This window comes from Streptomyces sp. Y2F8-2, from assembly GCF_014905555.1.
In the GTDB taxonomy this organism is placed as follows: Bacteria; Actinomycetota; Actinomycetes; order Streptomycetales; family Streptomycetaceae; genus Streptomyces; species Streptomyces cynarae.
In genome coordinates, this window is the sequence record NZ_BNGS01000006.1 from 96221 (window position 1) to 121832 (window position 25612).

The 25612-nt window shown below is 71.3% G+C and carries 23 protein-coding genes and 4 pseudogenes; 10 read left to right on the forward strand and 17 right to left on the reverse strand.

Features of this window, described 5'->3' with window-relative positions:
* Positions 1–215: 215 nt before the first annotated feature.
* Positions 216–2021 carry an ABC-F family ATP-binding cassette domain-containing protein gene (locus tag SY2F82_RS20985; RefSeq protein WP_200420689.1) on the reverse strand — a complete coding sequence of 602 codons (1806 nt, stop codon included), beginning with the start codon at positions 2019–2021 and terminating at the stop codon, positions 216–218.
* Between the two features lie 157 nt (positions 2022–2178).
* Between SY2F82_RS20985 and SY2F82_RS20990 the strand changes: the two are divergent.
* A pseudogene (locus tag SY2F82_RS20990) lies at positions 2179–2771 on the forward strand (Uma2 family endonuclease).
* A 9-nt stretch (positions 2772–2780) separates the two neighbouring features.
* Here SY2F82_RS20990 and SY2F82_RS20995 read toward each other — a convergent pair.
* From SY2F82_RS20995 to rsmI, 6 genes are all read right to left on the reverse strand, one after another.
* Positions 2781–3674: a 4-(cytidine 5'-diphospho)-2-C-methyl-D-erythritol kinase gene (locus tag SY2F82_RS20995; RefSeq protein WP_200420690.1), complete on the reverse strand. Its 894-nt coding sequence runs from the start codon at positions 3672–3674 to the stop codon at positions 2781–2783.
* The gene (gene rsmA / locus SY2F82_RS21000; RefSeq protein ID WP_200420691.1) at positions 3675–4541 is read right to left on the reverse strand and encodes a 16S rRNA (adenine(1518)-N(6)/adenine(1519)-N(6))-dimethyltransferase RsmA; all 867 of its coding nucleotides are present in this window, start codon (positions 4539–4541) and stop codon (positions 3675–3677) included. It abuts the gene before it with no gap.
* Between the two features lie 47 nt (positions 4542–4588).
* Entirely contained in the window at positions 4589–5908 is a 1320-nt protein-coding gene (locus SY2F82_RS21005) for a resuscitation-promoting factor (protein ID WP_308437779.1), read from the reverse strand.
* Between the two features lie 129 nt (positions 5909–6037).
* Positions 6038–6928 (reverse strand): TatD family hydrolase, encoded by an 891-nt coding sequence (locus SY2F82_RS21010; RefSeq protein WP_200420692.1) that lies wholly within the window; start codon positions 6926–6928, stop codon positions 6038–6040.
* Positions 6929–6985: 57 nt separating this feature from the next.
* Positions 6986–7441: a hypothetical protein gene (locus SY2F82_RS21015; RefSeq protein ID WP_236041690.1), complete on the reverse strand. Its 456-nt coding sequence runs from the start codon at positions 7439–7441 to the stop codon at positions 6986–6988.
* Positions 7442–7878: 437 nt separating this feature from the next.
* Positions 7879–8754, reverse strand: a complete 876-nt coding sequence (gene rsmI / locus SY2F82_RS21020; RefSeq protein WP_200420693.1) for a 16S rRNA (cytidine(1402)-2'-O)-methyltransferase — start codon at positions 8752–8754, stop codon at positions 7879–7881.
* 62 nt (positions 8755–8816) lie between these two features.
* Here rsmI and SY2F82_RS21025 point away from each other — a divergent pair, with 62 nt between their 5' ends.
* The 3 genes from SY2F82_RS21025 to SY2F82_RS21035 all read left to right on the forward strand — a co-directional run bounded on the left by SY2F82_RS21025 (position 8817) and on the right by SY2F82_RS21035 (position 14201).
* The gene (locus SY2F82_RS21025) at positions 8817–10556 is read left to right on the forward strand and encodes a dolichyl-phosphate-mannose--protein mannosyltransferase (protein WP_200420694.1); all 1740 of its coding nucleotides are present in this window, start codon (positions 8817–8819) and stop codon (positions 10554–10556) included.
* Between the two features lie 245 nt (positions 10557–10801).
* Entirely contained in the window at positions 10802–12436 is a 1635-nt protein-coding gene (locus SY2F82_RS21030) for a penicillin-binding transpeptidase domain-containing protein (RefSeq protein WP_200420695.1), read from the forward strand.
* Between the two features lie 94 nt (positions 12437–12530).
* Complete coding sequence (locus SY2F82_RS21035) at positions 12531–14201, forward strand: penicillin-binding transpeptidase domain-containing protein (RefSeq protein ID WP_200420696.1); 1671 nt, start codon at positions 12531–12533, stop codon at positions 14199–14201.
* A 74-nt stretch (positions 14202–14275) separates the two neighbouring features.
* Here the strand turns inward: SY2F82_RS21035 and SY2F82_RS21040 are convergent, their stop codons facing one another.
* A complete protein-coding gene (locus SY2F82_RS21040) occupies positions 14276–14620 on the reverse strand; it encodes an SsgA family sporulation/cell division regulator (protein ID WP_200420697.1) in 345 nt (114 codons plus the stop codon).
* A 196-nt stretch (positions 14621–14816) separates the two neighbouring features.
* On the opposite strand from SY2F82_RS21040, the gene SY2F82_RS21045 reads away from it, so the two are divergent.
* The 6 genes from SY2F82_RS21045 (at position 14817) to SY2F82_RS21070 (ending at position 19658) form a co-directional block, all read left to right on the forward strand.
* Positions 14817–15893, forward strand: coding sequence for an energy-coupling factor ABC transporter permease (locus SY2F82_RS21045; RefSeq protein WP_200420698.1), 1077 nt, complete (start codon positions 14817–14819; stop codon positions 15891–15893).
* Between the two features lies 1 nt (position 15894).
* On the forward strand, positions 15895–16656 hold the full coding sequence (gene cbiQ / locus SY2F82_RS21050; protein ID WP_200420699.1) for a cobalt ECF transporter T component CbiQ: 762 nt from the start codon (positions 15895–15897) through the stop codon (positions 16654–16656).
* Positions 16644–17402 carry an energy-coupling factor ABC transporter ATP-binding protein gene (locus SY2F82_RS21055; protein ID WP_200420700.1) on the forward strand — a complete coding sequence of 253 codons (759 nt, stop codon included), beginning with the start codon at positions 16644–16646 and terminating at the stop codon, positions 17400–17402. The genes cbiQ and SY2F82_RS21055 overlap by 13 nt, the downstream gene beginning before the upstream one ends.
* Positions 17399–17860: a MarR family transcriptional regulator gene (locus SY2F82_RS21060; protein ID WP_308437780.1), complete on the forward strand. Its 462-nt coding sequence runs from the start codon at positions 17399–17401 to the stop codon at positions 17858–17860. Before SY2F82_RS21055 ends, SY2F82_RS21060 begins: the two co-directional genes overlap by 4 nt.
* 106 nt (positions 17861–17966) lie before the next feature.
* Positions 17967–18413, forward strand: a complete 447-nt coding sequence (locus SY2F82_RS21065; RefSeq protein WP_200420701.1) for an organic hydroperoxide resistance protein — start codon at positions 17967–17969, stop codon at positions 18411–18413.
* A gap of 87 nt (positions 18414–18500) precedes the next feature.
* Positions 18501–19658 (forward strand): serine hydrolase domain-containing protein, encoded by a 1158-nt coding sequence (locus SY2F82_RS21070; protein ID WP_200420702.1) that lies wholly within the window; start codon positions 18501–18503, stop codon positions 19656–19658.
* Between the two features lie 94 nt (positions 19659–19752).
* Here SY2F82_RS21070 and SY2F82_RS21075 read toward each other — a convergent pair whose 3' ends face one another.
* From SY2F82_RS21075 to SY2F82_RS21115, 9 genes and pseudogenes are all read right to left on the reverse strand, one after another.
* Positions 19753–20034 carry a DUF1876 domain-containing protein gene (locus tag SY2F82_RS21075; protein WP_200420703.1) on the reverse strand — a complete coding sequence of 94 codons (282 nt, stop codon included), beginning with the start codon at positions 20032–20034 and terminating at the stop codon, positions 19753–19755.
* An 89-nt stretch (positions 20035–20123) separates the two neighbouring features.
* Entirely contained in the window at positions 20124–21014 is an 891-nt protein-coding gene (locus tag SY2F82_RS21080; protein ID WP_200420704.1) for an NAD(P)-dependent oxidoreductase, read from the reverse strand.
* Positions 21015–21239: 225 nt separating this feature from the next.
* Positions 21240–22013: an enoyl-CoA hydratase-related protein gene (locus SY2F82_RS21085; protein WP_200420705.1), complete on the reverse strand. Its 774-nt coding sequence runs from the start codon at positions 22011–22013 to the stop codon at positions 21240–21242.
* Positions 22014–22075: 62 nt separating this feature from the next.
* Positions 22076–22821 (reverse strand): annotated as a pseudogene (locus SY2F82_RS21090) (EamA family transporter); the annotation flags it as partial.
* 364 nt (positions 22822–23185) lie between these two features.
* A complete protein-coding gene (locus tag SY2F82_RS21095) occupies positions 23186–23689 on the reverse strand; it encodes a hypothetical protein (protein ID WP_200420706.1) in 504 nt (167 codons plus the stop codon).
* Positions 23690–23714: 25 nt separating this feature from the next.
* Positions 23715–23921: pseudogene (locus tag SY2F82_RS21100) on the reverse strand (EamA family transporter); the annotation flags it as partial.
* Complete coding sequence (locus tag SY2F82_RS21105; RefSeq protein WP_200420707.1) at positions 23918–24424, reverse strand: YbaK/EbsC family protein; 507 nt, start codon at positions 24422–24424, stop codon at positions 23918–23920. The gene SY2F82_RS21105 and the pseudogene SY2F82_RS21100, both read right to left, overlap by 4 nt.
* A gap of 10 nt (positions 24425–24434) precedes the next feature.
* A complete protein-coding gene (locus SY2F82_RS21110) occupies positions 24435–24623 on the reverse strand; it encodes a DUF397 domain-containing protein (RefSeq protein ID WP_200420708.1) in 189 nt (62 codons plus the stop codon).
* Positions 24620–25349 (reverse strand): annotated as a pseudogene (locus tag SY2F82_RS21115) (Scr1 family TA system antitoxin-like transcriptional regulator). The gene SY2F82_RS21110 and the pseudogene SY2F82_RS21115 overlap by 4 nt, the downstream one beginning before the upstream one ends.
* Between the last annotated feature and the right edge of the window lie 263 nt (positions 25350–25612).

Below are 25612 nucleotides of genomic sequence, written 5' to 3' on the forward strand. Positions count from 1 at the left end.
TCCCCCTCAAAACTGATGTGTCCCCACGCCCGTGGTGCTCGTTTCCGCCACGCCGGTGGTACTCAGGCTGTTCTCAGACGGACCTTTCTATCACTGGGACGTCTTCGAACACCGGGCCGGTCCTGCCCCTGTTCCCAAGGGAGGACCGGCCCGTGATGCCCTCGTTACGCGCCTTCCCGCGCCCCTCGCGGCGCGCGCACCGTGACCGCCGACGCCTAGGCGTCCTCGGCGAGTTCGAGCCAGCGCAGCTCCAGCTCCTCGCGCTGACCGGCCAGCTCCCGGAGTTCCGCGTCCAGTCCTGCGACCTTCTCGAAGTCCGTGGCGTTCTCGGCGATTTGCTCGTGGAGCTTGGACTCCCGCTCGGAGATCTTGTCCAACTGCCGCTCGATCCGCTGGAGTTCCTTCTTCGCGGCCCGGGCGTCCGCGGCGGATGCGGCGGGCTTGGCCACGGCGGGTGCCGGTGCCGCGGCCGCCGCTGCGGCCTCCTCCATGCGGTGGCGCCGCTCGAGGTACTCGTCGATGCCGCGGGGCAGCATCCGCAGCGTGGCGTCGCCGAGAAGGGCGTAGACCTTGTCGGTGGTGCGCTCGACGAAGAAGCGGTCGTGGGAGATCACGATCATCGAGCCGGGCCAGCCGTCGAGGACGTCCTCGAGCTGGGTGAGGGTCTCGATGTCGAGGTCGTTGGTGGGCTCGTCGAGGAAGAGGACGTTGGGCTCGTCCATGAGGAGGCGCAGCAGCTGCAGCCGCCGCCGCTCACCGCCGGACAGGTCGCCGACCGGCGTCCACTGCTTCTCCTTGTTGAAGCCGAACGTCTCGCACAGCTGCCCGGCGGTCATCTCGCGCCCCTTGCCGAGGTCGACGCGCTCGCGGACCCGCTGCACGGCCTCGAGGACCCGCCAGGTGGGGTCGAGTTCGGCTACCTCCTGGGAGAGGTAGGCGAGTTTGACGGTTCTGCCGACGGCGATCCGGCCGCCCGCGGGCTGCTGCTCGCCCTCGCTGCGGGCGGCGTCGGCCATGGCGCGCAGCAGGGAGGTCTTGCCGGCGCCGTTGACCCCGACGAGGCCGATGCGGTCGCCGGGGCCGAGCTGCCAGGTGACGTGCTTGAGCAGCACCTTCGGGCCGGCCTGGACGGTGACGTCCTCCAGGTCGAAGACGGTCTTGCCGAGCCGTGAGGAGGCGAACTTCATCAGCTCGCTGCTGTCGCGGGGCGGCGGCACGTCCCTGATCAGTTCGTTGGCGGCCTCGACGCGGAAGCGGGGCTTGGAGGTGCGGGCGGGGGCGCCGCGTCGCAGCCAGGCGAGCTCCTTGCGGACCAGGTTCTGCCGCTTGGTCTCCTCGGAGGCGGCGATGCGCTCCCGCTCGGCCCGGGCGAAGACGTAGTCGGAGTAGCCGCCCTCGTACTCGAAGACCTCGCCGCGCTGCACGTCCCACATGCGGGTGCACACCTGGTCGAGGAACCAGCGGTCGTGGGTGACGCACACCAGCGCGGAGCGGCGCTCGCGCAGGTGCCCCGCGAGCCAGGCGATGCCCTCGACGTCGAGGTGGTTGGTGGGCTCGTCGAGGACGATCAGGTCCTGCTCGGCGATCAGCAGCTTGGCGAGCGCGATACGGCGCCGCTCGCCGCCGGAGAGGGGGCCGATCACGGTGTCGAGCCCCTGGGGGAACCCGGGCAGGTCGAGCCCGCCGAAGAGGCCGGTGAGCACGTCGCGGATCTTGGCGTTGCCCGCCCACTCGTGGTCGGCCATGTCCCGGATGACCTCGTGGCGGACGGTGGCGGCCGGGTCGAGGGAGTCGTGCTGGGTGAGCACGCCGAGGCGCAGCCCGCCGGAGTGGGTGACGCGGCCGGTGTCGGCCTCCTCCAGCTTGGCGAGCATCCGGATCAGGGTGGTCTTGCCGTCGCCGTTGCGCCCGACGACCCCGATCCGGTCCCCCTCGGACACGCCCAGCGAGACGCCGTCGAGCAGGGCACGGGTGCCGTACACCTTGCTGACGTTCTCGACATTGACCAGGTTGACGGCCATTTCACTCCTGACGCGGGGATCGATCAGCCTTCAAGCGTAGGGCCTCCGGGGGAAGGGCCGGGGCGCGTGCGGATCGTCACTCTTTGTGGTGACGTGGTTCGTGATCGACGGCTACGGTGGGAAGACAGGCCGCAGGATCCCGTCCATGGGAGGAACCATGCCCGCCGAGTCCGTAGAGCACCGCCACCACTGGCCGGTGCCGCCCCCGGACGGCTACACCGTGGACGACCTGTTCACACTGCCGGATCTCCCGCCGCACACCGAGCTGATCGACGGGAGCCTGGTTTTCGCGAGTCCGCAGCGCCGCTTCCACTTCCTTGCGATCGACCTTCTGGTGAACGGACTGCGCAGCACCGTACCGTCCGGCTTCAAGGTCACGCGCGAGATGACGGTCGTACTGGATCGGCGCAACGGCCCCGAACCGGACATCTCCGTGGTCCGTGCCGAAGCGGTCACCGACAGGCGTCAGACCCACTTCAAGGCGGCCGACGTCCTGCTCGCCGTCGAGGTGGTGTCACCGGACTCCGAGGCCCGAGACCGCGATTACAAGCCGCACAAGTACGCCGCGGCGGGCATCCCCACTTCTGGCTGGTCGAGATGGCGGGACAGGACGACCACCCTGCGGTCCAGGTGTACGAACTCGGCGAAGCCACCGGCACCTACGCACTGACCGGCATCCACCACGACCACGTCAAGGTCAGCGTGCCGTACGACATCGACATCGACCTGACCGCCATCGACCACCTCTGAGCCCTGTCCTCAGACGACCGTCGCCCCCGCCACCGGCCCTGCCGCCGTCCGCACCGACCTGCACGTGCCGGACGCTCGCAGGGCCGCTGCCACCTCCTCCGCCGCCTCGGCGTCGCGCGCCAGGAAGGCCGTCGTCGGGCCGGAGCCGGACACCAGCGTCGCCAGCGCACCGGCCCCGCGCCCCGCCTCCAGCGTGTCCGCCAGTTCCGGGAACAGGGACAGCGCCGCCGGCTGCAGGTCGTTCGAGACCGTCGCCGCCAGCGCGCCCGCATCGCCCTTCGCCAGTGCTTCCAGCAGGTCCTGGGAGGCGATCGGCTCGGGGGTCCGTACGCCCTCGTTCAGTCGGTCGAACTCGCGGAAGACGGCCGGCGTGGACAGCCCCCGGTCCGCCGTCGCGAACACCCAGTGGAAGGTGCCCCCCACCTCCAGCGCCGTAAGCCTCTCGCCCCGCCCGGTGCCCAGCGCCGCCCCGCCCACCAGGCTGAACGGCACATCGCTGCCCAGCTCGGCGCAGATCTCCAGCAGTTCCTCGCGCGAGGCTCCCGTACCCCACAGCGCGTCGCACGCCAGTAGTGCGCCCGCCCCGTCCGCGCTGCCGCCCGCCATGCCCCCGGCGACCGGGATGTCCTTGGCGATGTGGATGTGCACGGCCGGATCAAGGCCGCGGCGTCGCGCGAGCGTCAGTGCCGCCCGCGCCGCCAGGTTCGTACAGTCGAGCGGCACCTGCGCGGCGTACGGTCCCGAGCAGGTGACGCGCAGCTCGTCGGCCGGGGTCACCGTGATCTCGTCGTACAGGCCGACGGCCAGGAAGACGTTCGCCAGGTCGTGGAAGCCGTCGGGGCGGACACCGCCCACCGCGAGCTGCACGTTCACCTTGGCCGGGACGCGAACCCTGACACTCACTTACTCGGACTCCCTGTGCTCGGCGATGCGCGCGAACTCCTCCACCGTCAACGACTCGCCCCTCGCCTGCGGTGAGATGCCGGCGGCCACGAGCGCCGCCTCCGCCGCCGCGGCCGACCCCGCCCATCCGGCGAGCGCGGCCCGCAGCGTCTTGCGCCGCTGGGCGAACGCCGCGTCCACGACCGCGAACACCTCGCCCTTCGACGCGGAGGTCTTGATCGGCTCGGCGCGCCGCACCAGAGAGACCAGCCCGCTGTCGACGTTGGGCGCGGGCCAGAAGACGTTGCGCCCGATGGCCCCGGCGCGCTTGACCTCCGCGTACCAGTTGGCCTTCACGGACGGCACCCCGTACACCTTCGACCCGGGCGCGGCGGCGAGCCGGTCGGCGACCTCGGACTGCACCATCACCAGCGTCCGCTCGATGCTCGGGAAGGTGTCCAGCATGTGGAGCAGGACGGGGACGGCGACGTTGTAGGGCAGGTTCGCGACCAGCGCGGTGGGCGCGGGGCCCGGCAGCTCGCGGACGTGCAGCGCGTCGGAGTGCACCAGCGCGAACCGCTCGGCGCGCTCCGGCATGCGCGCCGCGATGGTGGCGGGCAGCGCCCCCGCCAGCACGTCGTCGATCTCGACGGCGGTGACGCGCTCGGCGACCTCGAGGAGCGCCAGCGTCAGCGAGCCGAGCCCTGGTCCCACCTCCACGACGACGTCGTCGGGCCGGACGTCGGCGGTGCGGACGATGCGCCGCACGGTGTTGGCGTCGATGACGAAGTTCTGGCCGCGCTGTTTGGTGGGGCGTACGCCGAGGGCCGCCGCCAGCTCACGGACGTCGGCGGGGCCCAGCAGGGCGTCGGGGGTGGGGCTGCTCACGGGGCAAGCCTACGGGGCGGCGCCCGGGCCCCGAGCCGGTGGCACCGTCACCGGTACAGCCGTGACCCGCAGTGCGGCCACGGGCTGGTCCCCTGGCGCGTGAACAGCTTCTTCGCCCGGTACGTCTGCTCCTCCGCGGGGGCGTCCTGCGGCCGGCCCGAGCCGCCGAGGCTGCGCCAGGTGCGCCGGTCGAACTGGTAGAGGCCGCCGTACGTGCCCGACGGGTCCACCGCCTGCGCGCGGCCGCCGGACTCGCAGGCCGCGAGCCCCTTCCAGTTCAGGTGCTCCGCGCCTTCCACCAGGTCCGGGCGCGGCTTGGTGCCGATCCGGACGAGCTGGGTCTGTGGCTGCCGCACCACCTCGTCGCTGATCCGCCGCGGTCTCTCCCTCACGCCGTTGACGGTGCGCACGGCGTACGTGACCCGGCGCGCGCCCGCCTGCCCGGGCCGCGCGACCACCTCCGTGCCCTTGAGCAGGTCCGGGTCCTTGGTGCGCCGTACGTCGAACGGGATCGGCTCCTCGCGGACCTCCTGGGAGCCCATCACCCGCAGCACGGTCACCGTCTGCCCGTCGTCCGGGAAGCTGTCCGGTGCCACGGACGTCGTGTCCTGCCGGTAGAGCACGACCCCGGCCTGGGCGACGGCCTCGCGGACGGTCGCCGCGTTGGTCCGGATGGTGCGGGCCCGCCCGTCCGCGAGGACCGTCACGGTGCGCTCGGTGCGGACGTCCAGCTCGAGCCCGTCCCGGCCGATCCCCTCGGAGCGCGAGGTCGACACGTAGGCGCCCTCCGCACGCACCCCGAGCTGCTGGAGCGCGGCCTCCACCGTGGGCGCCGTCGTCCACACCTCGCGCTGGATGCCGTCGATGGTCAGCCGCACGGGGCGGCCGTAGCGCACCGCGACCTCCTCGCCGCTCACGAGCGGTGTCCCGGGCGCCGGGGCGACGAGGTCGTGATCGCCGACCTTCACGCCCTGCTGGGCGAGCAGCTCGCCGACGTCGGAGGCGAAGGTGTGCAGCGTGCGGGTGCGGCCGTCAACGGTCAGCTCGACGGCCTTGTCGTTGGCGACGAACGCGGTGGTGCCGCCGGCGAGGAACGCGACGACGAGCGCCTGCGGGATCAGACGGCGCATGGAGTCAGGGCGCGCGCCGCCTTTTCTGCCGCGCGCCGCGTGCCGCGCGTGGGCGCGCCCTGAGGGGCGCGGGGCGGCCTCCGGCTGCCGGCGGGGTGGGCGGACCGTTATCTCCGTGTCCCGTACGGCCGTGCGGGCACGCGCCTCGTACGCGGGCCGGTACGTGTCCGGGTGGGCGTGACCGGGGGCCTCACGGTCCTGATACGCCCCGTACGGCGAGTACTGCCGGTTGCTCACGACGACACGCTCCAGAGAGGTTCCGACACGGCGACCAGAACCTAGCGGCTGGTCGTCACTCTCCAAAGCAACGCGGTTACACGGTGTCGCGACACGGCCCCCGGTGGACACCCCGGCCGGGCGGGCCGGTCAGTACGCGAACGCGCGGGCCGTGTTGCGCGCGACGGCCGCTGCCAGCGCGTCCTCCTCGACGCCCTTCACCGCGGCCATGGCGCGGACCGTGACCGGAATGAGATAGGGCGCGTTCGGCCGTCCGCGGTACGGCGCGGGCGTCAGGAACGGCGCGTCGGTCTCCACCAGGACGAGGTCGAGGGGCGCCACGGCGAGGGCGTCACGCAGCGGCTGGGCGTTCTTGAAGGTCACGTTGCCGGCGAACGACATGAAGTACCCGTTCCGCGCACAGATCTCGGCCATCTCGGCGTCACCCGAGTAGCAGTGGAAGACGGTCCGCTCCGGCGCGCCCTCCTCCTTGAGGACGCGCAGCACGTCGGCGTGGGCCTCGCGGTCGTGGATCACCAGCGCCTTGCCGTGCCGCTTGGCGATCTCGATGTGGGCACGGAAGGAGCGCTCCTGGGCGGCCTTGCCCTCGGGTCCGGTGCGGAAGTAGTCCAGCCCGGTCTCGCCCACGCCCTTGACCTGCGGCAGGGCGGCGAGGCGGTCGATCTCGGCGAGCGCCTCGTCCAGCGCCGCGTCCCCGCCCGGCTCGCGCGCGCCCTGCCGGGAGGTGCCCCCAGGATCGCCGTGCACGATGCGCGGGGCCTCGTTCGGGTGCAGGGCCACCGCCGCGTGCACGGAGTCGTGCGCCGTGGCCGTCTCGGCGGCCCAGCGCGAGCCCCGCACATCGCAGCCGACCTGCACGACCGTCGTCACACCGACCGACGCGGCCTTGGCGAGGCCCTCCTCCACCGTGCCGGACTGCATGTCGAGGTGGGTGTGCGAGTCGGCGACGGGCACGCCGAGGGGCGCGGGAAGCGGCGGCGGCGCGTTCTTCGCGGACTGGTCGGACGCTCGGGAAGGCATGCCCCGATCCTACGAAAGGGGCATGCTGCGCCCGGGGCCGGCCTTACGGCAGGACCGTCAGCCCGCCCTGCGGTGGTTCTGGAACGGGTGGAGCAGGTCCGACAGGTGCCAGTGGTGGTGACCGTCGGTGGCCTCCGGCTGCCTGCGCGGCGCCTCACGGTCCTCGCCGTCGGCCTGCTGGGCCGGGGCGTGGTGCCGGTGCAGGGAGTTCTGCACGGAGGACACCTGGCCCGGGCGCATGATGCGCACCACGTGGCTGTCGCAGTTGTGGCAGGACGGGCGGCTCAGCGGCGAGGGGACGACGCGGCCGTTCGCCACGTACATCACGAACTCGTTGCCGTCCGCGTCGAGGTGGTGCTCTATCTCGTACGACTGCTCCCAGCCGTGCCCGCAGCGCATGCACGCGAAGGAATAGGACTCGTGGACGACGGCGGTCGCCGCGCTGCGGTCGGGCTGCCCTGTGACCTGGCCGGCCGCTGTGGCCTGGCCGGTCCGCCCTGATATCTCACTCATTCCAGCTCCTCTTGTCCGCTGGACAAGCGCCTCCGCGGTGCGGGCCTCCCCCCGGAGCCCCGCGCGGCCCCACGGTGGCGAGGGACGGGTGCGTCCCTGTCCCCCAGTGGACGCCTTCACGAGCGGGAGCGGGAGCGGACCTGTCGAGTGTTGGGGGCGATTTGGACTTCGCTTGCCAAACTCACCCGATCGCCCCACTCCGGCTTTGCCTTCGACGACAGCCCTTTGCCGCCCTATGGGGCGCACGCTCAGGAGAGATGCGCCCTGCTCAGAGCGGGTATGAGCCCCCTCACAGGGGTATCCGGCGATCACGAATCCGGCGATCATGAATCCGGCGATCACGACGGCCCGCGTCACCAGGACGCCGCACCCAGAGGCCGGAACCGCCCGCCGACCAGGAGCAGGCCGGGGGCAGGCCGGGAGCGGGAGCTCCGGGCTCAGCCCGCCGCGTTCGCGTTCTTCGCCGCCACCACCGCGTCGAAGACCTCCCGCTTGGGCAGGCCCGCCTCCGCCGCGACCGCCGCGATGGCCTCCTTGCGGCGCTCCCCGGCCTCCTCCCGGACGCGCACCCGGCGCACCAGCTCGGCCGCGTCCAGCTCCTCGGGGGCCTTCTCGCCGGCGCCCTCCACCACGACCGTGATCTCGCCCCGTACGCCCTCGGCGGCCCACGCCGCCAGCTCCCCCAGCGAGCCGCGCCTGACCTCCTCGTACGTCTTGGTCAGCTCACGGCACACCGCGGCCCGCCGCTCGCCCCCGAACACCTCCGCCATCGCGGCGAGCGTGTCGTCGAGCCGGTGCGGGGCCTCGAAGTACACCAGCGTGCGCCGTTCCTCGGCGACCTCGCGCAGCCTTGACAGCCGCTCCCCCGCCTTGCGCGGCAGGAAGCCCTCGAAGCAGAACCGGTCCACCGGCAGCCCGGACAGCGCCAGTGCGGTGAGGACGGCGGACGGCCCCGGCACGGCGGTCACCCGGATGTCCTTCTCCACGGCGGCGGCCACCAGCCGGTACCCGGGGTCCGACACGGACGGCATCCCCGCGTCGGTGACGAGCAGCACCCGCGCCCCGCCCGCCAGGGCCTCGACCAGCTCCGGTGTCCGGGCGGACTCGTTGCCCTCGAAGTACGACACGACACGCCCCGCCGGCTGGACGTCCAGCGCCTGGGTGAGCCGGCGCAGCCGGCGCGTGTCCTCGGCGGCGATCACATCGGCGGTGGCCAGCTCCTCGGCGAGCCGCGGCGGCGCGTCCGCGATGTCCCCGATGGGGGTTCCGGCGAGGACCAGGATTCCGGTCGTAGTCCCAGGTGCAACTGTCACGTTTCCATCCTCGCAGGCGCCGTGCGCGGGACTCACACAGACGTGTTCCCTACGATGGCGCGGTGACCAGTACCGCGTCCTCCACGGACACCCGGCAGGGCCGGGCCGCCGAAGAGCCGCCGCCGTCGTGGCAGCAGCGGCTGCGCCGTTTCGGTTACGCGGCGCGCCCGAGAAGCGACGTCCGCGACCGGCTCGTGCCGCCGTACAACCGGCCCAGCCCGCGCATCTGGACGGCGATCGGCCTGCGGCCGGACATCGCCGACCGGATCACGCGCTGGTCGGCGTGGGGCGGCCCGCTGCTCGTGACACTGCTCGCGGGGCTGATGCGGTTCTGGAACCTGGGCAGCCCCAGGGCGGTGATATTCGACGAGACGTACTACGCGAAGGACGCGTGGGCGCTCGTCCACAACGGGTACGAGGCGAACTGGGCCAAGGACGCCAACGACCTCATCCTTCAGCACAACGGCCATGTGCCGGTCCCGACGGACGCCGCGTACGTCGTGCATCCGCCGGTCGGCAAGTACGTCATCGGCCTGGGCGAGCTGATCTTCGGCTTCGACCCGTTCGGCTGGCGCTTCATGACGGCCCTGCTCGGCACGCTGTCGGTGCTGCTGCTGTGCCGTATCGGCCGTCGCCTGTTCCGGTCCACCTTCCTGGGCTGCCTGGCGGGCGGGCTGCTGGCGGTGGACGGGCTGCAGTTCGTGATGAGCCGCACCTCGCTGCTCGACGGAGTGCTGGAGTTCTTCGCGCTCGCGGCCTTCGGCTGCCTGCTCGTCGACCGGGACAGAACGCGCGCCAAGCTGGCGGCGGCCCTCCCGGTGGACGCGGACGGCCGGGTGCGCCCGGACGCGCACGCCGCCGAGACCACCCGCCTCGGGTGGCGTCCGTGGCGCTGGCTGGCAGGCGTGATGCTCGGCCTCGCGATCGGCACGAAGTGGAACGGCCTGTACTTCCTGGCCGCGTTCTGTGTGATGGCCCTGCTGTGGGACGTGGGCGCGCGCCGGGTCGCGGGAGCCCGCCGCCCTTACGTCACGGTCCTCAGGCGGGACACGGGCCTGACCTTCCTGGCGACGGTCCCGGTCGCGCTCGCGGTGTACCTGGCCTCCTGGACCGGCTGGATCCTGTCCCCGGCCAACGGCTCCGGCGGCTACTTCCGCAACTGGGCGGCCACCGACGGCAAGGGCGGCGACTGGACCTTCCTGCCCGACTGGCTGCGCAGCCTGTGGCACTACGAGCACGAGGTCTACCTGTTCCACGTCGGCCTGACGTCGCCGCACACGTACCAGTCGAACCCGTGGAGCTGGATGGTCTTGGGCCGCCCGGTCTCGTACTTCTACGAGTCCCCGAACCCGGGTGAGGCGGGCTGCCCCGCGGACGCGGGCGGCAAGTGCGCCCGCGAGGTCCTCGCACTCGGCACCCCGCTGCTGTGGTGGGCGGCCTGCTTCGCGCTCGTGTACGTGCTGTGGCGCTGGGCGTTCCGCCGCGACTGGCGGGCGGGCGCCGTCGCGTGCGGTGTCGCGGCCGGCTACCTGCCCTGGTTCCTGTACCAGGAGCGCACGATCTTCTACTTCTACGCGGTCGTCTTCGTGCCGTTCCTGTGCCTTGCGGTCGCGATGATGATCGGCGCCCTCCTCGGCCCACCCGGCGCGGACGAACGCCGCCGGATCGCGGGAGCGGCGGGCGCGGGCGTCCTGGTCCTGCTGATCGCGTGGAACTTCATCTACTTCTGGCCCATCTACACCGGCACGGCGATCCCGATCGACTCCTGGCGGGCGCGGATGTGGCTCGATACCTGGGTCTAGCCGGGCGGACACACGACGAGGGCGCGGCGGCCGGCCGCGCCCTCGTCGTCGTTGCCGGGCGGCGGGGGCCGGGCGGCGGGGCGACGGGGCCGCCCCGCTCACGTCTCTGGCATTCACGTACGTGGCTGGATATGTGGGTTCAGGTCATATTTCTGATCACTCTTCGACAACGAACGACCACACAGCCCCCAACCGCCCCTCGGGCTGCCTACAGTGCGAGGCCTACGGGGAGGGGGCTGTGTGCCATGCGCAAGGGGGTCAAGGTCGTCATCGTGAGCGGGGTGTTCGCGGTGATGGTCTCAGGGGCCGGATACGGCGCCTACAACGTGCTGAGCGCGTTGAACGAGAGTTCCGGGGGCGGGTCCCAGGGGGCCGCGCAGGTGAAGACCGGGCCGCCGTCGGCCGGTGAGGTCAAGGAGACGACCGGCAAGTTCTTCGCCGCCTGGGAGAAGGGCGACGCGGCCACCGCGGCCTCCTACACGAACAACGCCGACGCCGCGGGGCAGCTGCTCGGCGCCTACGGGTCCAGTGCGCACATCACCGGCGTGCACATCACGCCGGGCGCGCCCAGCGGGGACACCGTGCCGTTCTCCGTGAAGGCGACCGTGTCCTACGAGGGGAAGTCCAAGCCGCTCGCCTACGCCGGCAGGCTGACCGTCGTGCGCGGCGTGACCACCGGGCGGGCGCTGGTCGACTGGCAGCCGTCCGTCGTCCATCCGGACCTGCAGAAGGGCGACACGCTCGTCACCGGGGAGGCCAAGGCCCCGCCGATCGAGGCGGTGGACCGCAACGGGGCGGTGCTGACGAAGGACAAGTACCCCTCCCTCGGCCCGATCCTGGACGCCCTGCGCGAGAAGTACGGCGACACGGCCGGGGGCACCCCCGGCATCGAGCTGTCCGTCCAGCGCGCCGACGCCAACACGCCCGGCAAGACCCTGCTGACCCTCGTCGAGGGCACGCCCGGCAAGCTGCACACCACGCTCAGCGCCACCGTGCAGGCCGCCGCCGAGCGGGCGGTGCAGAACTACGCGGAGTCGTCGGTGGTGGCGGTCAAGCCGAGCACCGGGGAGGTGCTCGCGGTCGCCAACCACCGCCGGGACGAGTTCAACGCGGCGTTCGAGGGGCGGCTCGCCCCCGGCTCCACGATGAAGATCATCACGTCGGCGATGCTCATCGACAACGGCGTCACCACGATGAACGGCCCCGCGCCCTGCCCGCCGACGGCCGCCTGGCAGAGCCAGACCTTCCACAACCTTCAGGGCATGGTCCCCAACGAGGGGGCCACACTGGCGAACAGCTTCATGCGGTCGTGCAACACGGCGTTCGTCAAACTGATCGACGAGAAGCCCCTTACGGACGAGTCGTTGACCGACGAGGCCGAGGAGCGGTTCGGGCTCGGGCAGAACAACTGGAAGACGGGCATCGTCTCCTTCGACGGCAGCGTTCCCGCCTCCACCGGACCGGACCGCGCCGCCAACGCCATCGGCCAGGGCCAGGTCCAGATGAGCCCGCTGAACATGGCGTCGGTCACGGCGACCGCGATCACGGGCACGTTCCGCCAGCCGTACCTGGTCTCCCCCGACCTCGACCACCGTGAACTGGCCACCGCCAAGGGGCTGTCCGCGAGCACGGTCGCGCAGCTGCGGGCGATGATGCGGCTGACGGCGACCCAGGGCACCGCCGCGCACGTGATGGCGGGGCTCAGCGGTGACATCGGCGCAAAGACCGGGTCCGCGGAGGTCGACGGGCAGGCGAAGTCCAACAGCTGGTTCACCGGCTACCGGGGCGACATCGCGGCGGCGGCCATGACCCAGGAGGGCGGGCACGGCGGCGACGCGGCCGGTCCTATTGTCGCAGCTGTGCTACGAACGGGCAGCTGAAGTCACCCGTGTCACCGCGGGACTCTAGTGTGTTGTTCTCGTTGAGGACTGTGAGGGTACTGGGGGACCTGGGGACTGCGGAGGACCGGGAGCTGTGGGCAAGAGAAGGCGCGTCGCCGGGCGCAACAACAGCCGGCCGCTGGTGATCGGCGGGCTGATCGCCGTCGTCGGGCTGGGCGGCGCCGTCGGCGCCTACAGCCTGCTCGGCGGCGGCGCGGCGGCCGACGACCGCAACGCGGCCTCGGGCCACCGGAAGCTGGTGAGGATCGGACCGCCGTCCGCCTCCGAGGTCCGTACGGCGGCCACCGCGTTCCTCACGGCCTGGCAGCGGGGCGACGCGGCGAAGGCGGCGGGTGCCACGGACGACTCGGCCGCCGCGACCGCGGCGCTGACCGGCTACCGCAAGGACGCGCACATCACGGGCGTCACGCTGACTCCCGGCACGCCCACCGGGGCGACGGTCCCGTTCTCCGTCAAGGCCACGGTGTCGTACAAGGGCGTGAGCAAGCCGTTCACGTACGACTCGAAGCTGACCGTGGTGCGGCGGGCGGACGACGGCGTGCCGCTGGTGCGGTGGCAGCCGTCGGTGGTGCACCCGGACCTGACGGAAGGCGACCGCCTGGTGACCGGCGAGGCGGGCACACCCCCGGTCAAGGCGACCGACCGCAACGGCGGCGAGATCACCGTGGCCAAGTACCCGTCGCTGGGCACGGTGCTGGACGGCCTGCGCGAGAAGTACGGCAAGAAGGCCGGCGGCAAGGCGGGCATCGAGCTGCGGATCGTGCGCAAGGCGGCGGCGAAGGGCAAGGAGAAGACGCCCGACAAGACGCTGGCGACGCTGAGCGAGGGCACGCCGGGCACGCTGAAGACGACGCTGAGCCCCACGCTCCAGGCGGCTGCCGAGCAGCAGGTCGCCAAGCAGGCGAACGCCTCGGTCGTCGTCATGCGCCCGTCGACCGGCGAGATCCTCGCCGTCGCCAACACCAGCCACGGCTTCAACGTCGCCTTCCAGGGCTCGCTGGCCCCCGGCTCCACGATGAAGATCATCACCTCGACGATGCTCTTCGAGAAGGGGCTCGTCAGCCCCGAGGCGTCGCACCCCTGCCCCAAGACGTACAAGCTGGCCGGCTGGACGTTCCACAACGACGACGACTCCGAGATCAAGCAGGGCTCGTTCAAGCTGAGCTTCGCGGCCTCCTGCAACAACGCCTTCATCAACTTCGCGCCGAAGCTGTCCAACAGCGACCTGACCGAGGAGGCCCAGCAGGTCTATGGCCTCGGCCTGGACAACTGGTCCACCGGCGTCCCCACCTTCGACGGGTCGATCCCGGTGCAGAGCGGCGCGCAGATGGGCGCCTCGCTGATCGGGCAGGGCGGGGTGCGCATGAACCCGCTGAACATGGCGTCGGTCGCCTCGACGGTGGAGACCGGCGTCTTCCACCAGCCGTACCTGGTGGCCCCGACGGTGGACGACCGGACGCTCGCGAAGGCCTCGCGCACCATGTCCGCGAAGACCCAGTCCGAGCTGAAGGAGGTCATGCAGTACACGGCCGCGTACGGCACGGCCGCCAAGGCGATGGCGGGGCTCGGCCCTGACGCCGGCGCGAAGACGGGTTCGGCGGAGGTCGACGGCCAGAAGAAACCGAACGGCTGGTTCACGGCCTACAAGGGCGACCTGGCCGCCGCGGGCGTGGTCCAGGCAGGCGGCCACGGCGGCGACACGGCGGGCCCGATCGTGGCGGCGCTCCTGCGCGCAGGGAGCTGAGCCCCGGGGCGGGAGCCGTCCCCGAACCGGAAGCCGTCCCGCCGGGCGGGAAGCCGGTCCCGCGGGCGAACGCCCTACCGCCCCGGCCCCGCCCCCACCGTGTACGTCCGGCGCAGGAACCGCATCAGGGCCTTCGACTCGAACTGCACCACTTCCACGCCCTGCGGCGAGTGGAACTCCATCACGGCCTGGACCCGACCGCACGGCCAGATGCGGACCTCGCCCGTACCCGCCGGTGCGTTCAGGCCCTGCTCCAGGAGGTCCCGGGAGAAGGCCCACTCGTGCGGGCCGGGCAGGCCGATGCGCACCGAGCGCGGGTCGGCGTCCGGGTCGTAGCGCAGGACGACGGGGACGGCGTCAGAAGTTTCCGGGGAGTCGGTGACGACATGGGCTCGCGCGTACTGTTCCACCACGGACATCGGACCACTCCTCACGCTGCGTCACCCGAGCAGAAGCTGTGAATCCGCTACCCATCCAATGTCGCACATATGGGCGCCGCCGACCTCCGATGCGAGTGTCGCTTGCCACAGTGGCGCGCCTCCTGCGCGCCCCCTGCACCTTCTACGTCGCTCAAGCTCTTGCAAAGAGGTCGCAATAAGCCGCTATCCTCGAACGGTGCATGTCCCGGACGGATTCATCGACGCCCCCATCTCCGCCGCGACCGGTGTCCTCGCCGCCGGCGCCCTGGCCGTCAGCCTGAAAGGTGCCCGGCGTGAGCTCGACGAGCGCACCGCCCCGCTGGCCGGCCTGGTGGCCGCGTTCATCTTCGCGGTCCAGATGCTGAACTTCCCCGTCGCCGCGGGCACCAGCGGGCATCTGCTGGGCGGTGCGCTGGCCGCGATACTCGTCGGACCCTGCACCGGGGTCCTGTGCGTCTCGGTCGTCCTGCTCATGCAGGGCATCCTCTTCGCGGACGGCGGTCTGACCGCGCTCGGCGTGAACATCACCGACATGGCGGTCGTGACGACCGTCGTGTCGTACGCCGTCTTCCGCGGCCTGGTGAAGGTGCTGCCGCGCAGGCGGCGCTCGGTCACCGTCGCCTCCTTCGCCGCCGCGCTGGTGTCGGTGCCCGCCGCCGCGGTCGCCTTCACGCTGATCTACGCCGTGGGTGGCACGACCGACGTGGCCCTCTCCAAGGTCGCCACCGCGATGATCGGCGTCCACGTCCTCATCGGCGTCGGCGAGGCCACGATCACCGCGCTCACGGTCGGCGCCGTCATCGCCGTACGGCCCGACCTGGTGTACGGCGCACGGGGCCTGGAGCGGAAGCTCAAGCTGCGGGTGAACGGTCAGCTGGTCGACGCGCCCGCCGCCGAGCCCGCCGTCCCAGCGACCGCCCTCCCCCAAGCTCTCGACTCCGCCCGAGCAGGGAGGCACCCCCACCACCGCAAGCTGTGGGCCACCGGCCTGGTCATCTCTCTGCTCCTCGCCGGCTTCGTCAGCTTCTACGCCTCCGCCAGCCCGGACGGCCTGGAGAAGGTCGCCAAGGACCAGGGCATCGACCGGAGGACCGAACCGCACGCGGCGGCCGACTCCCCGCTCGCCGACTACGGCGTCAAGGACATCGCCGACGCCCGCCTCTCCGGCGGTCTCGCGGGAGTGATCGGCGTCGGGGTCACCGTGGTCGCGGGCAGCGCTGTCTTCCGGGTCGTCCGCAGGCGGCGGACGACCGAGCCCTCGCAGGCGCGCTGAGATGGGCGCCGGCCACGCCCATCGGCTGTACCGTCACGGGCACTCCCCCGTGCACGCCCTGCCGCCGCACACCAAGCTCGCCGCCGCGTTCGCGTTCGTGGTGGTCGTGGTCTCCACCCCGCGCGAGGCGATGTGGGCGTTCGCGCTGTACGCCGGCCTCCTCGCCCTCGTCGCGTACGCGGCCCGCGTGCCGGCCGGGTTCCTGCTGAGGCGGCTGCTGATCGAGGTGCCGTTCGTCGCCTTCGCCGTGCTGATGCCGTTCGTGGCCGAGGGCGAGCGCGTCGAGGTCCTCGGGCTCTCGCTGAGCGTGAGCGGCCTGTGGGGTGCGTGGAACGTCCTCGCCAAGGGCACCCTCGGCGTCGCCGCCTCCGTCCTGCTCGCCGCCACCACCGAGCTGCGCGAACTGCTCCTCGGCCTGCAGCGCCTGAAGCTCCCGCCCCTGCTCGTGCAGATCGCCTCCTTCATGATCCGCTACGGCGACGTCATCACCGACGAGATGCGGCGGATGCGGATCGCGCGGGAGTCGCGGGGCTTCGAGGCGCGCGGCGTCCGCCACTGGGGTGTGCTCGCGAAGTCGGCGGGCGCGCTGTTCATCCGCTCCTACGAACGGGGCGAGCGCGTGCACCTGGCCATGGTCAGCCGGGGCTACTCCGGCTCGATGCCGGTCATCGACGAGGTGACCGCGTCCCGTACGCAGTGGTCGTACGCCCTCACCCTGCCCTTCGCCGCCCTCGTCGTCTGCCTGCTGGGATGGACCCTGTGACACCTTCACTCGAAGTGGCCGGGCTGGCCTTCGCCTACCCGGACGGCCACCAGGCACTGTTCGGTGTCGACTTCCGCCTCGAGCGCGGCGAACGGGTCGCGCTGCTCGGGCCGAACGGCGCCGGGAAGACCACGCTCGTGCTGCACCTCAACGGCATCCTGACCGGCGGCACGGGCACGGTGAAGGTCGCCGGACTGCCGGTCGGGAAGCCGCACATGGCGGAGATCCGCCGCCGGGTCGGGATCGTCTTCCAGGACCCGGACGACCAGTTGTTCATGCCGACGGTCCGCGAGGACGTCGCGTTCGGACCGGCCGCGGCCGGACTGAAGGGCGCGGAACTTCAGGAGCGCGTCGACCACGCCCTCGAGCGGGTCGGCATGGCGGAGTTCAAGGACCGCCCGCCGCACCACCTGTCCTTCGGTCAACGCCGCCGGGTGGCCGTGGCGACCGTTCTCGCCATGGAGCCGGAGATCCTGGTCCTGGACGAGCCGTCCTCCAACCTCGACCCGGCCTCGCGCCGCGAACTCGCCGACATCCTCAGGTCGTTGGACGTGACGGTCCTCATGGTCACGCACGACCTGCCGTACGCCCTGGAGTTGTGCCCGCGCTCCCTGATCCTGAGCGACGGTGTGATCGCGGCGGACGGCAAGACCGCCGACCTGCTCGCCGACGAGGAGCTGATGTGCGCCCACCGCCTGGAACTGCCCTTCGGCTTCGATCCGCGGTCCGTGACAATGGGCGCGTGACGAACGAGGAGATGGACGGCTCGCTGCTCCTGGACGACCAGCTGTGCTTCGCGCTGTACGCCGCCCAGCGCGCGGTGACGGCCGTGTACCGCCCGCTCCTGGAGGACCTCGGTCTCACCTACCCGCAGTACCTCGTCCTGCTGGTCCTGTGGGAGCGAGGCGAGACGACGGTCAAGGAGCTGGCGGCCGCCCTGCGCCTCGACTACGGCACCGTTTCCCCGCTGCTCAAGCGTCTTCAGGCGGCGGGTCTGGTCCGGCGTGAGCGGTCGGCGCGGGACGAGCGGTCGGTGCTCGTCGCGGTCACCGCGCGTGGGGAGGAGCTGCGGGAGCGCGCGGCGCGTGTGCCCGGTGCCGTGCTCACGGCGACGGGGCTCGACGCCCCGGGGATCGCCCGGCTGCGCGAGGAGCTGTGGCTCCTGGCGGAGAGGGCGGAGGCCGCGGCGGCCCGCACCCGCTGATCTCGGCTTACCCACGGTTGCCGCCCCCTGGTGACGGCGGTCGACCTACCAGTCGGTACCTTGTGCACGATGTACTTGCGCACACTTGTTCCGGGGGAGGCAGACCATGTCTGACGGCACCGCTGTCGACACCCGTCCGACGAAGATCATGTACGTCGCCGAGGCCACCGCGCACGGCGGCCGGGACGGGTACGTGACCAGCCAGGACGGCCACATCGCGCTGAAGGTGGCGATGCCGCCGGAGCTGGGCGGCGACGGCAGCGGCACCAACCCCGAGCAGCTGTTCGCGGCCGGCTACAGCTCCTGCTTCCACAACGCGCTGATCCTCGTCGGCAACCGCGAGGGCTACGACCTGACCGGCTCCACCGTCGCCGCGAAGGTCGGCATCGGCCCCAACAAGCAGCGCGGCTACGGCCTCGCGGTCGCCCTGAGCGTCTCGCTGCCCGTCCTCGACCAGGAGGTCGCGGCCCGGCTCGTGGAGGCGGCCCACGAGGTGTGCCCCTACTCGAACGCCACCCGCGGGAACATCGATGTAACGATTGTGCTGGGCTGAGGAACCCCAGGAATCGCAGGCTCGAAGCGCGTGTTACGCCCATAGTCGCAGGCGATCCACCATCGACAGCGGGACGGGAGTACGGACGTGGACGTGAACGGCGCTGTGGCCGAGGGCTTCGAGCCGGTCAGGGAGGCGTTCGTACGGAACTTCGAGGCGCGCGGCGAGCGCGGGGCGGCCGTCGCCGTCTACCGGGACGGGCGCAAGGTCGTGGACCTGTGGGGCGGCACCAAGGACGTCGACGGCACGGCGCTCTGGCAGCGGGAGACGGCGCAGATCGTGCGCTCGGCGACCAAGGGCGTCGCGGCGGCCGTGCTGCTGATGCTGGCCGAGCGCGGGGAGCTGGACCTGGACGCCCCGGTCGGACACCTCTGGCCCGAGTACAAGGCGCAGGGCAAGGAGCACACGACGGTGCGTCACGTCCTGGCGCACCGGGCGGGGGTACCGGTCCTGGACCGCGCGCTCACACCGGCCGAGGCAGCCGACCCCGACCTGGCGGCCACGGCGCTGGCCAGGCAGACCCCCGTCTGGGAGCCGGGCACGGACCACGGCTACCACGCGCAGACGTACAGCTGGCTGACAGGTGAGCTGGTCAGGCGGGCCACGGGCCGTTCGATCGGCGAGTGGATCGCCACCGAGATCGCCGGGCCGCTGGGCCTGGACCTGTGGGTGGGCCTGCCGGAGGCGGAGGCGCACCGGGTGGGCCGCGTCGGCCGCATCGAGGCCCCGGCCCGGGAAGGCGCGCTGCGTACCCGCCCCAAGCGCGCGGTCGCCGACGCGTACGCGGACCCGGAGAGCCTGACCCGCCGTGCCTTCGCGGCGATCACCCCGCAGCCCGACGAGAACGACCCCGCCTACCGGGCGGCGGTCCTTCCCGCGTCGAACGGCATCGCGACGGCCGACGCGCTGGCCCGGTTCTACGCGGCGCTGACCGGCGAGGTGGACGGCGTACGCCTCTTCTCCCCTACGACGGTGGAACTGGCCCGCCGGGAAGCCTCGGCGGGCCCGGACCGCGTGCTGGTGGTCCCCACCCGCTTCGGGCTCGGCTACATGCTCCACGGCAGCGCGTCCCCGCTGCTCGCCCCCGGTTCCTTCGGCCACCCGGGCCGCGGCGGCGCGCTGGGCTTCGCGGACCCGGAGTCGGGCATCGCCTTCGGGTATGTGACGAACGGCTTCCACAAGAGCGTGACAGCGGACCCGCGGGCACAGGCGCTGGTACGGGCGGTGCGCACGTCGCTGGCGTAGCCGGGCACGACACGGTGGTGCCCGCACGCCTCGACGTGCGGGCACCGCCGGAATCGGTACTCCTCGCTCTCGCTGTTCGATCTCACTGCGGGCGTCAGTGGAACGTGAGCGGGTGCGACGTCCTCCCGGACGCCTCGTCGATCTCGTCGTGCGCCTTCGTGAGCAGCTGCATCGCCAGCTCGTTCAGCGCACGCGCCCCCGCGATCTCCTCACCGACGCGCGGCTGATTCGAATCCGAACGGTGGCGGCTGGCGTACCCGCGTGCCCGGACCTCCTTGCCGTCGGGCAGCCGGACGAGCGCCGCCGCCCGCGTCCGCTGATCGTCCTCCTCGAACTCGAGTTCCACATGCCATCCGACTGCGGTGTGCATAGACATGACGATCACCTCCGGAACCGCTGATTCCAGGGTGCTCCTCCTCGTCCCCCGATGCACGGCGCGGGCACCTTCGAAATCCTTGGGAGTCTTCAGGAACCGGACTTCTCGTCGAAGCTGGCGAAGTACGCGGCGGCCATGTCCTCGTCGGCGTGGCCCTGGGCGGCGGCGCGGGCGAGGCGTTCGGCGGTCGCGGCGGCCACGTCGAGGCGGACGCCGTGCTCCTCCCCGGCCCGGACGATCAGACGGGCGTCCTTCTCGGCCGTCGCCACGGCGAAACTGGCCGGGGTCAGGGCGCCGTTCAGGAGGAGGTCGGCCTTGGCGTGCAGGTAGCCCATGTCCAGCGGGCCGCCCGCGATGATGTCGAAGAACTTCTGCGGGTCCACGTCCAGTGCCTTGGCCAGGGCCAGTACCTCGCCGGTCGCGGCGGTGGCGGCGAGGACCCAGCTGTTGGCCACCAGCTTCAGACGGCTGGCGCTGCCGGCCGCACCGTCCTGACCGGTCCACAGCGTGCGGGCGCCGACGGCGTCGAAGACGGGCGTCACCGTTTCCCGCCCCTCGGCGGGCCCGGCGGCGAGGACGGTCAGCTGCCCGGCCTCCGCGGGCTGGCGGGTGCCGAGCACGGGGGCGTCGTAGAAGGCCAGGCCGTGTTCGCGGGCGAAGGCGGCCAGCTCGCCCGTGGCCTCGATCCCGGCGGTGGTCGACTGCACCCAGGCGGTGCCGGGACGCAGGGCGTCGGCGGCCTCCCGCATGACCTGCAGCACGGTGGCGCCGTCGTAGAGCATGGTCAGGACGACGTCGGCATCCCGCACCGCCTCGGCGGGGGTGCCGGCGACCTGCGCGCCGTCGGCGGCGAGCGGCTCGGCCTTGTCACGGGTGCGGTTCCAGGCGCGGACGGTGTGTCCGGCGCGAGCGATGTTGCGGGCCATCGCGGCGCCCATGATGCCGGTACCGAGGACGCTCACGGTGAGCTTGTCTGTCATGACGTCAACTTCCTGATCCCACGGTGACTGATGCGCTTCCCATGCTCCCCCAGCGGGCGAGCGTCCCGTCGACGCGTACCGGGCGCGCGGCATCACTCCGCGTCCGACCGCCGGACCAGCGGTCAGCCGTGGCGTCCGTCGCGGCCACTCATACGACGGAGGCCGCGGGCGGTTTCGGCCTCGGGTCGGTGAGGTGGCCCTCCTGGACCTGCCGGGTCGATTCTCCTAATCGGTCCAGACCGGCTTGCGCTTTTCGAGGAAGGCGGCCATGCCCTCCCGGGCCGCAAGGGTCTGGGAAGCAGCCGCCATCACCTCGACGGCAATCGTGTAGGCGTCGGCCTCGGGGCGGTCCAGCTGCGCGTACAGGGTCTGCTTGCCCAGGGCCTTGCTCGCGCGACTGCCCCGCGTCGCTCTGGCCAGCAGCCCGGCGACCCCCTCGTCGAGTTGGGAGTCCGGCACGACCCGGTTGACCAGTCCCCAGTCGAGCGCGGTGGCGGCGTCGATGACGTCGCCGGTCAGAGCAAGCTCCATCAACCGCTTACGGCCGACCGCCCGGGCCACCGGCACCGCCGGGGTGTGGCAGAACCAGCCTCCCTTGCCGCCGGGCAACGCGAAACCGGCCGACTCCGCAGCCACCGCCAGGTCGCAGGACGCCACCAGCTGGCAGCCCGCGGCGGTCGCCAGGCCGTGCACCCGGGCGACGACCACTTGCGGCACGGACTCGATGGTGTGCATCAGCTCGGTGCACAGCTGCAGCAGCTCCCGGACCCCGGCCAGATCCCGAACGGCGACGTCGCCGAAGTCGTGCCCCGCGGAGAACACCGGCCCCGCACCGGCCAGGACGACCCCGGTCGCGTCGGACTCCGCCGTCTCGCGGAAAGCCGCCAGCAGCTCGGTGAGATGATCCGCGGACAGAGAGTTGCGCCGCGAGGCCCGGTTCATGGTGATGGTGACCGTGTCACCCTCGCGCTTGAGCAGAATGTGTTCGTACTCACCCATACCCTGACGTTACGTCGTCCGCAGCCGGAGGAGAACTCAACCGTGGCCCGCGGGAGGAGGTGTCCGAACACGACGGTGACGCTCGCGGCCAGCCGTCGACCGCCCAGTCGCTCGCGGAAGAGCACGGTGCCGAGCAGTGCGGCGATGACAATGCTCGTCTCCCGGAGTGCGGCGATGGACGCCAGGTCACCGTGGTCCTGCGCCCACACCGCCAGTGCGTACGCGGTCAGTGAGAGCACCCCACCGGTCAGTCCACGCATCGGGCGCCGCGCAGCCGGGATGACAGGCGCCGTACGCCCGTGCCGTCGACGACCGTGTATGAGGCGATAATGATGCCGGTGCCGAGGGCAGCCGTTAGTGCCGGCAACTGGGTACGGTCCGGCAAGCAGTCCGCCAGAGCGAAGGCGACCAGCCCGGCGGAAATGATCAGGACGCCGGTGAGTTCGGGGGCTGACAGCCCCTGGCCGAGAACGCTCACCGAGAGGACGGTGACCAGCATGGGTGCGACGCCGCGCGCCACCGGGTACATCTGGCCGAAATCGCCGAGCTTGCAAGCCTGGAGCAGCAGCGTCTGATAGACGACCTGGAGCACGGCTGACCCCGCGATGAACGGCCAGGCGACAGAGCCGGGGAGCGGGGTGAAACAGACCCAGATCGCGCTGACGCCGACGAAGGCGAGGTTGATCAGCGTGAAGCCGGCGAGTTTGTTCGGAATCGCGTGCGCCAGTGCGTTCCACACGGCGTGCAGCACCGCTGCGGTCAGCACCACTACAGGCACAGCAGTGCCTGCTTGCGCAGCCACATCCATGAGCGTCGACCGTTGCATAAGCTCAAGCGTCGGGGAATTTCATTCCGCACTGCTCGCGCCACGGCCGGTTGCGCGGGACATGACGGCAGACTCTCAGCATCCCTGAACAGCGTTGTCGTTACGGCATCAGCAACGCTTGACTGAGCGTCTCCCAGCGCGGCGACGGACGCGAACCCGGCTCTGCGACTGGACTCACAGGCCGCGCTTGTACCTGCGACGGGCAGGACGGCGCCGGGACCCCCACGTCGACGAGGGATTACGAAGTCAGCGGGGGAGCAGCAAGGAGCCGCAGGTCAATGCCACACACACGCACGCGCTCGTGTGCTCAGACTGTGCAGCTCGCGGGAGGAAGTGGCCTGTAGCACTAGCCGAAGTCCGAGATGGCAGGGGATGTCCAGAAGGTCACAGTCGGCCCGTAGGAGCCGTCCTCCTCGTCGCTCACCTCGACGGTGATCTCCCGGTCCGGATAGCGCGCGGACAGGACTCCCTGCCAGCACTCCCCCAGAGCCAGCGCGAGTTGGGGCAGTTCTTCCCCGAGCTGATCGTCATCTGTCAGGGGGGTGTTGCCGAAAGTGGCCCACAACTCGACGTGGTTGGCAACGGCTTCGATACGTTCCCGATCGCCGCCCAGGTTCGTGAACCAGTCGTCGACAGTGTCCTTAGGGAAGCGCTCCTTGAGGAACACGCAGCCCCGGTACTCGACCGTCTCGGGACAGAACAGCCAGGCCGCGGCCAGAACGAAGCGCAGACCGCCCTCGAAGTCGAGGTAGTTCTCCGGGGAGAGCTCCTCGTCCTTCCAGTCAGTGCGCCACTGCCTGAAAAACGCCGGCAGCTCACGCTGGGACCACGACGGTTTGCTGGTGCTCACGGGATCTCCCAGGGGAACGCGGCGCGTGGATGGCGGAGGAGGTGAAGAGGTACGGCCACGCCCGCGCCGCGGGGAACGCCGCGAACAGGGCGATCGCCAGTCCGATGAGCGCCCCGCCGCCCGAGATCAGCGTGAAGCCGACGAGTTTGTCGGTGATGCGGTGGGCGATCGCGTTCCAGCTGGCGTGCGTGACGGCGGCGAGCAGCACCGCCCCGGCGACGGCGGGCGTCACGAGGTCTGCTCGCGCACATCCACCAGCGTGCCGCCCGCGTGGGCGATCAGCGACTTCGGGTCCATCGGGAACACGGTGTGGGGGGTGCCGGCTGCGGCCCACACGGTCTCGTGGTCGAGCAACGCACGGTCGGCCAGCACCCGTGTCCTCGTACGGTGCCCGAAGGGCGGCACGCCACCGATCGCGTACCCGGTGGTCTCCCGCACGACATCGGGCTTGGCGCGGGTCACCTTCTGCGCTCCCAGCTCCTCCCGGACGCGCTCCACATCCACTCGGGAAGCCCCGTCCATGAGGACGAGCACCGGCACCCTGTCCGCCGCGAAGACAAGCGACTTGCAGATCTGACTCAGCTCACACCCGATCGCGGCGGCGGCTTCGGCGGCGGTCCGGGTCGCGTCCGGGAAACGGCGGATCTCGGCATGGAGCGCGCCGAGCCCCAGCTCCTCCAGGGCCTCGGCGAAACGGGGGTGGGCTCCGGAACCTTCGGGGGGCGTCGTCGTCATGAACGGCAGGTTAGCTGCCGGATACAAAGGTCACGAACGAGTTCCAGGCGGTGGGGGCGACGGTGAGGTGCCGGGCTTCGGGGGTCTTGGAGTCGCGGATGTGGATGGTGGTGGGGACTACGGCTATCTCGACGCAGTCGCTCGGGTTGCTGCTGTCGCTGTAGCTGCTCTTGAACCAGTGGAGTTCCGGGGTGCTCATAGTGCTCCCAGCGCTTTCTCGATAAAGGCCAGGGACTCCCGCGGCGGGAGAGCCTGAGCCCGGATGATGCCATACCGCAGTTCGAGGATCCGGAGCTGCCGGGGGTCGGAGACCGGACGTCCACCGAAGTCGTCGTCGGTCCTCCAGCAGGCGCTCAAGTTGCCGTCGCAGGACCGCTGTCCCCCCGATCGGACGTTCGAGCGTCACCTGTTCCTGGACGAAGCCGAGTTCAGGCGCAGGGTCCTTCTCGAAGATGGACTGCCGAGCCATGCGCGCTGCGACACCGCGTTCCAACTCGCCCACTGACAGCCTGGGCCGCCAGGTCTGCAGCAGCGCCCGGGCGTACTCCTCCGTCTGCAGCAGCCCATGGATGTTGTGGTTGCCGTACAACTGGAGCTCGACAGCCCGCTCCTCCAACTGCGCCAGTTCCCGGACCTTCTTCGGATACCGGGCCCGCTCCATGTCTCCCTTGAAGGCCTTCAGATGCCCCTGTGCCTTGAGGAGGTCGTCGGCCTTGTCCAGGAAGTCGGCTCGTGGAATGCGCGCCCCACGCTCGACCTTCCGGATCAGGTCCTCGCCGTACCCCATGACGTCGGCGAACTCCACAACCCTCATCCCGGCCGCCTCACGGCAGAACTTGAGAAGCCGGCCGACCGCCTCCACCAACGGCGCGATCTCGTCGCCGGGCTCGACTCCCCACCCCGCCTCGTCCCCACCCTCGCTCATGGCACCCCACCTCCGGACGGCCGAGACAGCCAGGACCAATGCCAGACGGTCACCTTACGTACACGCCAAGTCACGCAACAGCCTAGGCGCAGCCCGCCATCCTGAGTCACCTGAATCAGCGAACGGCCTCTCAGCAACCGCAACCCGGCTCGCCCATCGGCAACTTCACCACGAGCCCGGCGACGCAGAGCACTGAGCGCCCGCCACGGGAGAAAGAGCGACGGGGCGCCCCACCCACCGGTGAGACGCCCCGTTCGCGTTCG

Excerpts from the sequence above, each read along its gene's own strand:
- SY2F82_RS21110 (WP_200420708.1), bottom strand. The coding sequence starts at position 24,623 with ATGAGCACCCCGGAACTCCACTGGTTCAAGAGCAGCTACAGCGACAGC.
- SY2F82_RS21075 (WP_200420703.1), bottom strand. The coding sequence starts at position 20,034 with ATGTCTATGCACACCGCAGTCGGATGGCATGTGGAACTCGAGTTCGAG.
- SY2F82_RS21015 (WP_236041690.1), bottom strand. The coding sequence starts at position 7,441 with ATGAGTGAGATATCAGGGCGGACCGGCCAGGCCACAGCGGCCGGCCAG.
- SY2F82_RS21105 (WP_200420707.1), bottom strand. The coding sequence starts at position 24,424 with ATGACGACGACGCCCCCCGAAGGTTCCGGAGCCCACCCCCGTTTCGCC.
- SY2F82_RS21040 (WP_200420697.1), bottom strand. The coding sequence starts at position 14,620 with ATGTCCGTGGTGGAACAGTACGCGCGAGCCCATGTCGTCACCGACTCC.
- cbiQ (WP_200420699.1), top strand. The coding sequence starts at position 15,895 with ATGGGCGCCGGCCACGCCCATCGGCTGTACCGTCACGGGCACTCCCCC.
- SY2F82_RS21055 (WP_200420700.1), top strand. The coding sequence starts at position 16,644 with ATGGACCCTGTGACACCTTCACTCGAAGTGGCCGGGCTGGCCTTCGCC.
- SY2F82_RS21030 (WP_200420695.1), top strand. The coding sequence starts at position 10,802 with ATGCGCAAGGGGGTCAAGGTCGTCATCGTGAGCGGGGTGTTCGCGGTG.
- SY2F82_RS21065 (WP_200420701.1), top strand. The coding sequence starts at position 17,967 with ATGTCTGACGGCACCGCTGTCGACACCCGTCCGACGAAGATCATGTAC.
- SY2F82_RS20985 (WP_200420689.1), bottom strand. The coding sequence starts at position 2,021 with ATGGCCGTCAACCTGGTCAATGTCGAGAACGTCAGCAAGGTGTACGGC.
- SY2F82_RS21085 (WP_200420705.1), bottom strand. The coding sequence starts at position 22,013 with ATGGGTGAGTACGAACACATTCTGCTCAAGCGCGAGGGTGACACGGTC.
- SY2F82_RS21080 (WP_200420704.1), bottom strand. The coding sequence starts at position 21,014 with ATGACAGACAAGCTCACCGTGAGCGTCCTCGGTACCGGCATCATGGGC.
- SY2F82_RS21010 (WP_200420692.1), bottom strand. The coding sequence starts at position 6,928 with ATGCCTTCCCGAGCGTCCGACCAGTCCGCGAAGAACGCGCCGCCGCCG.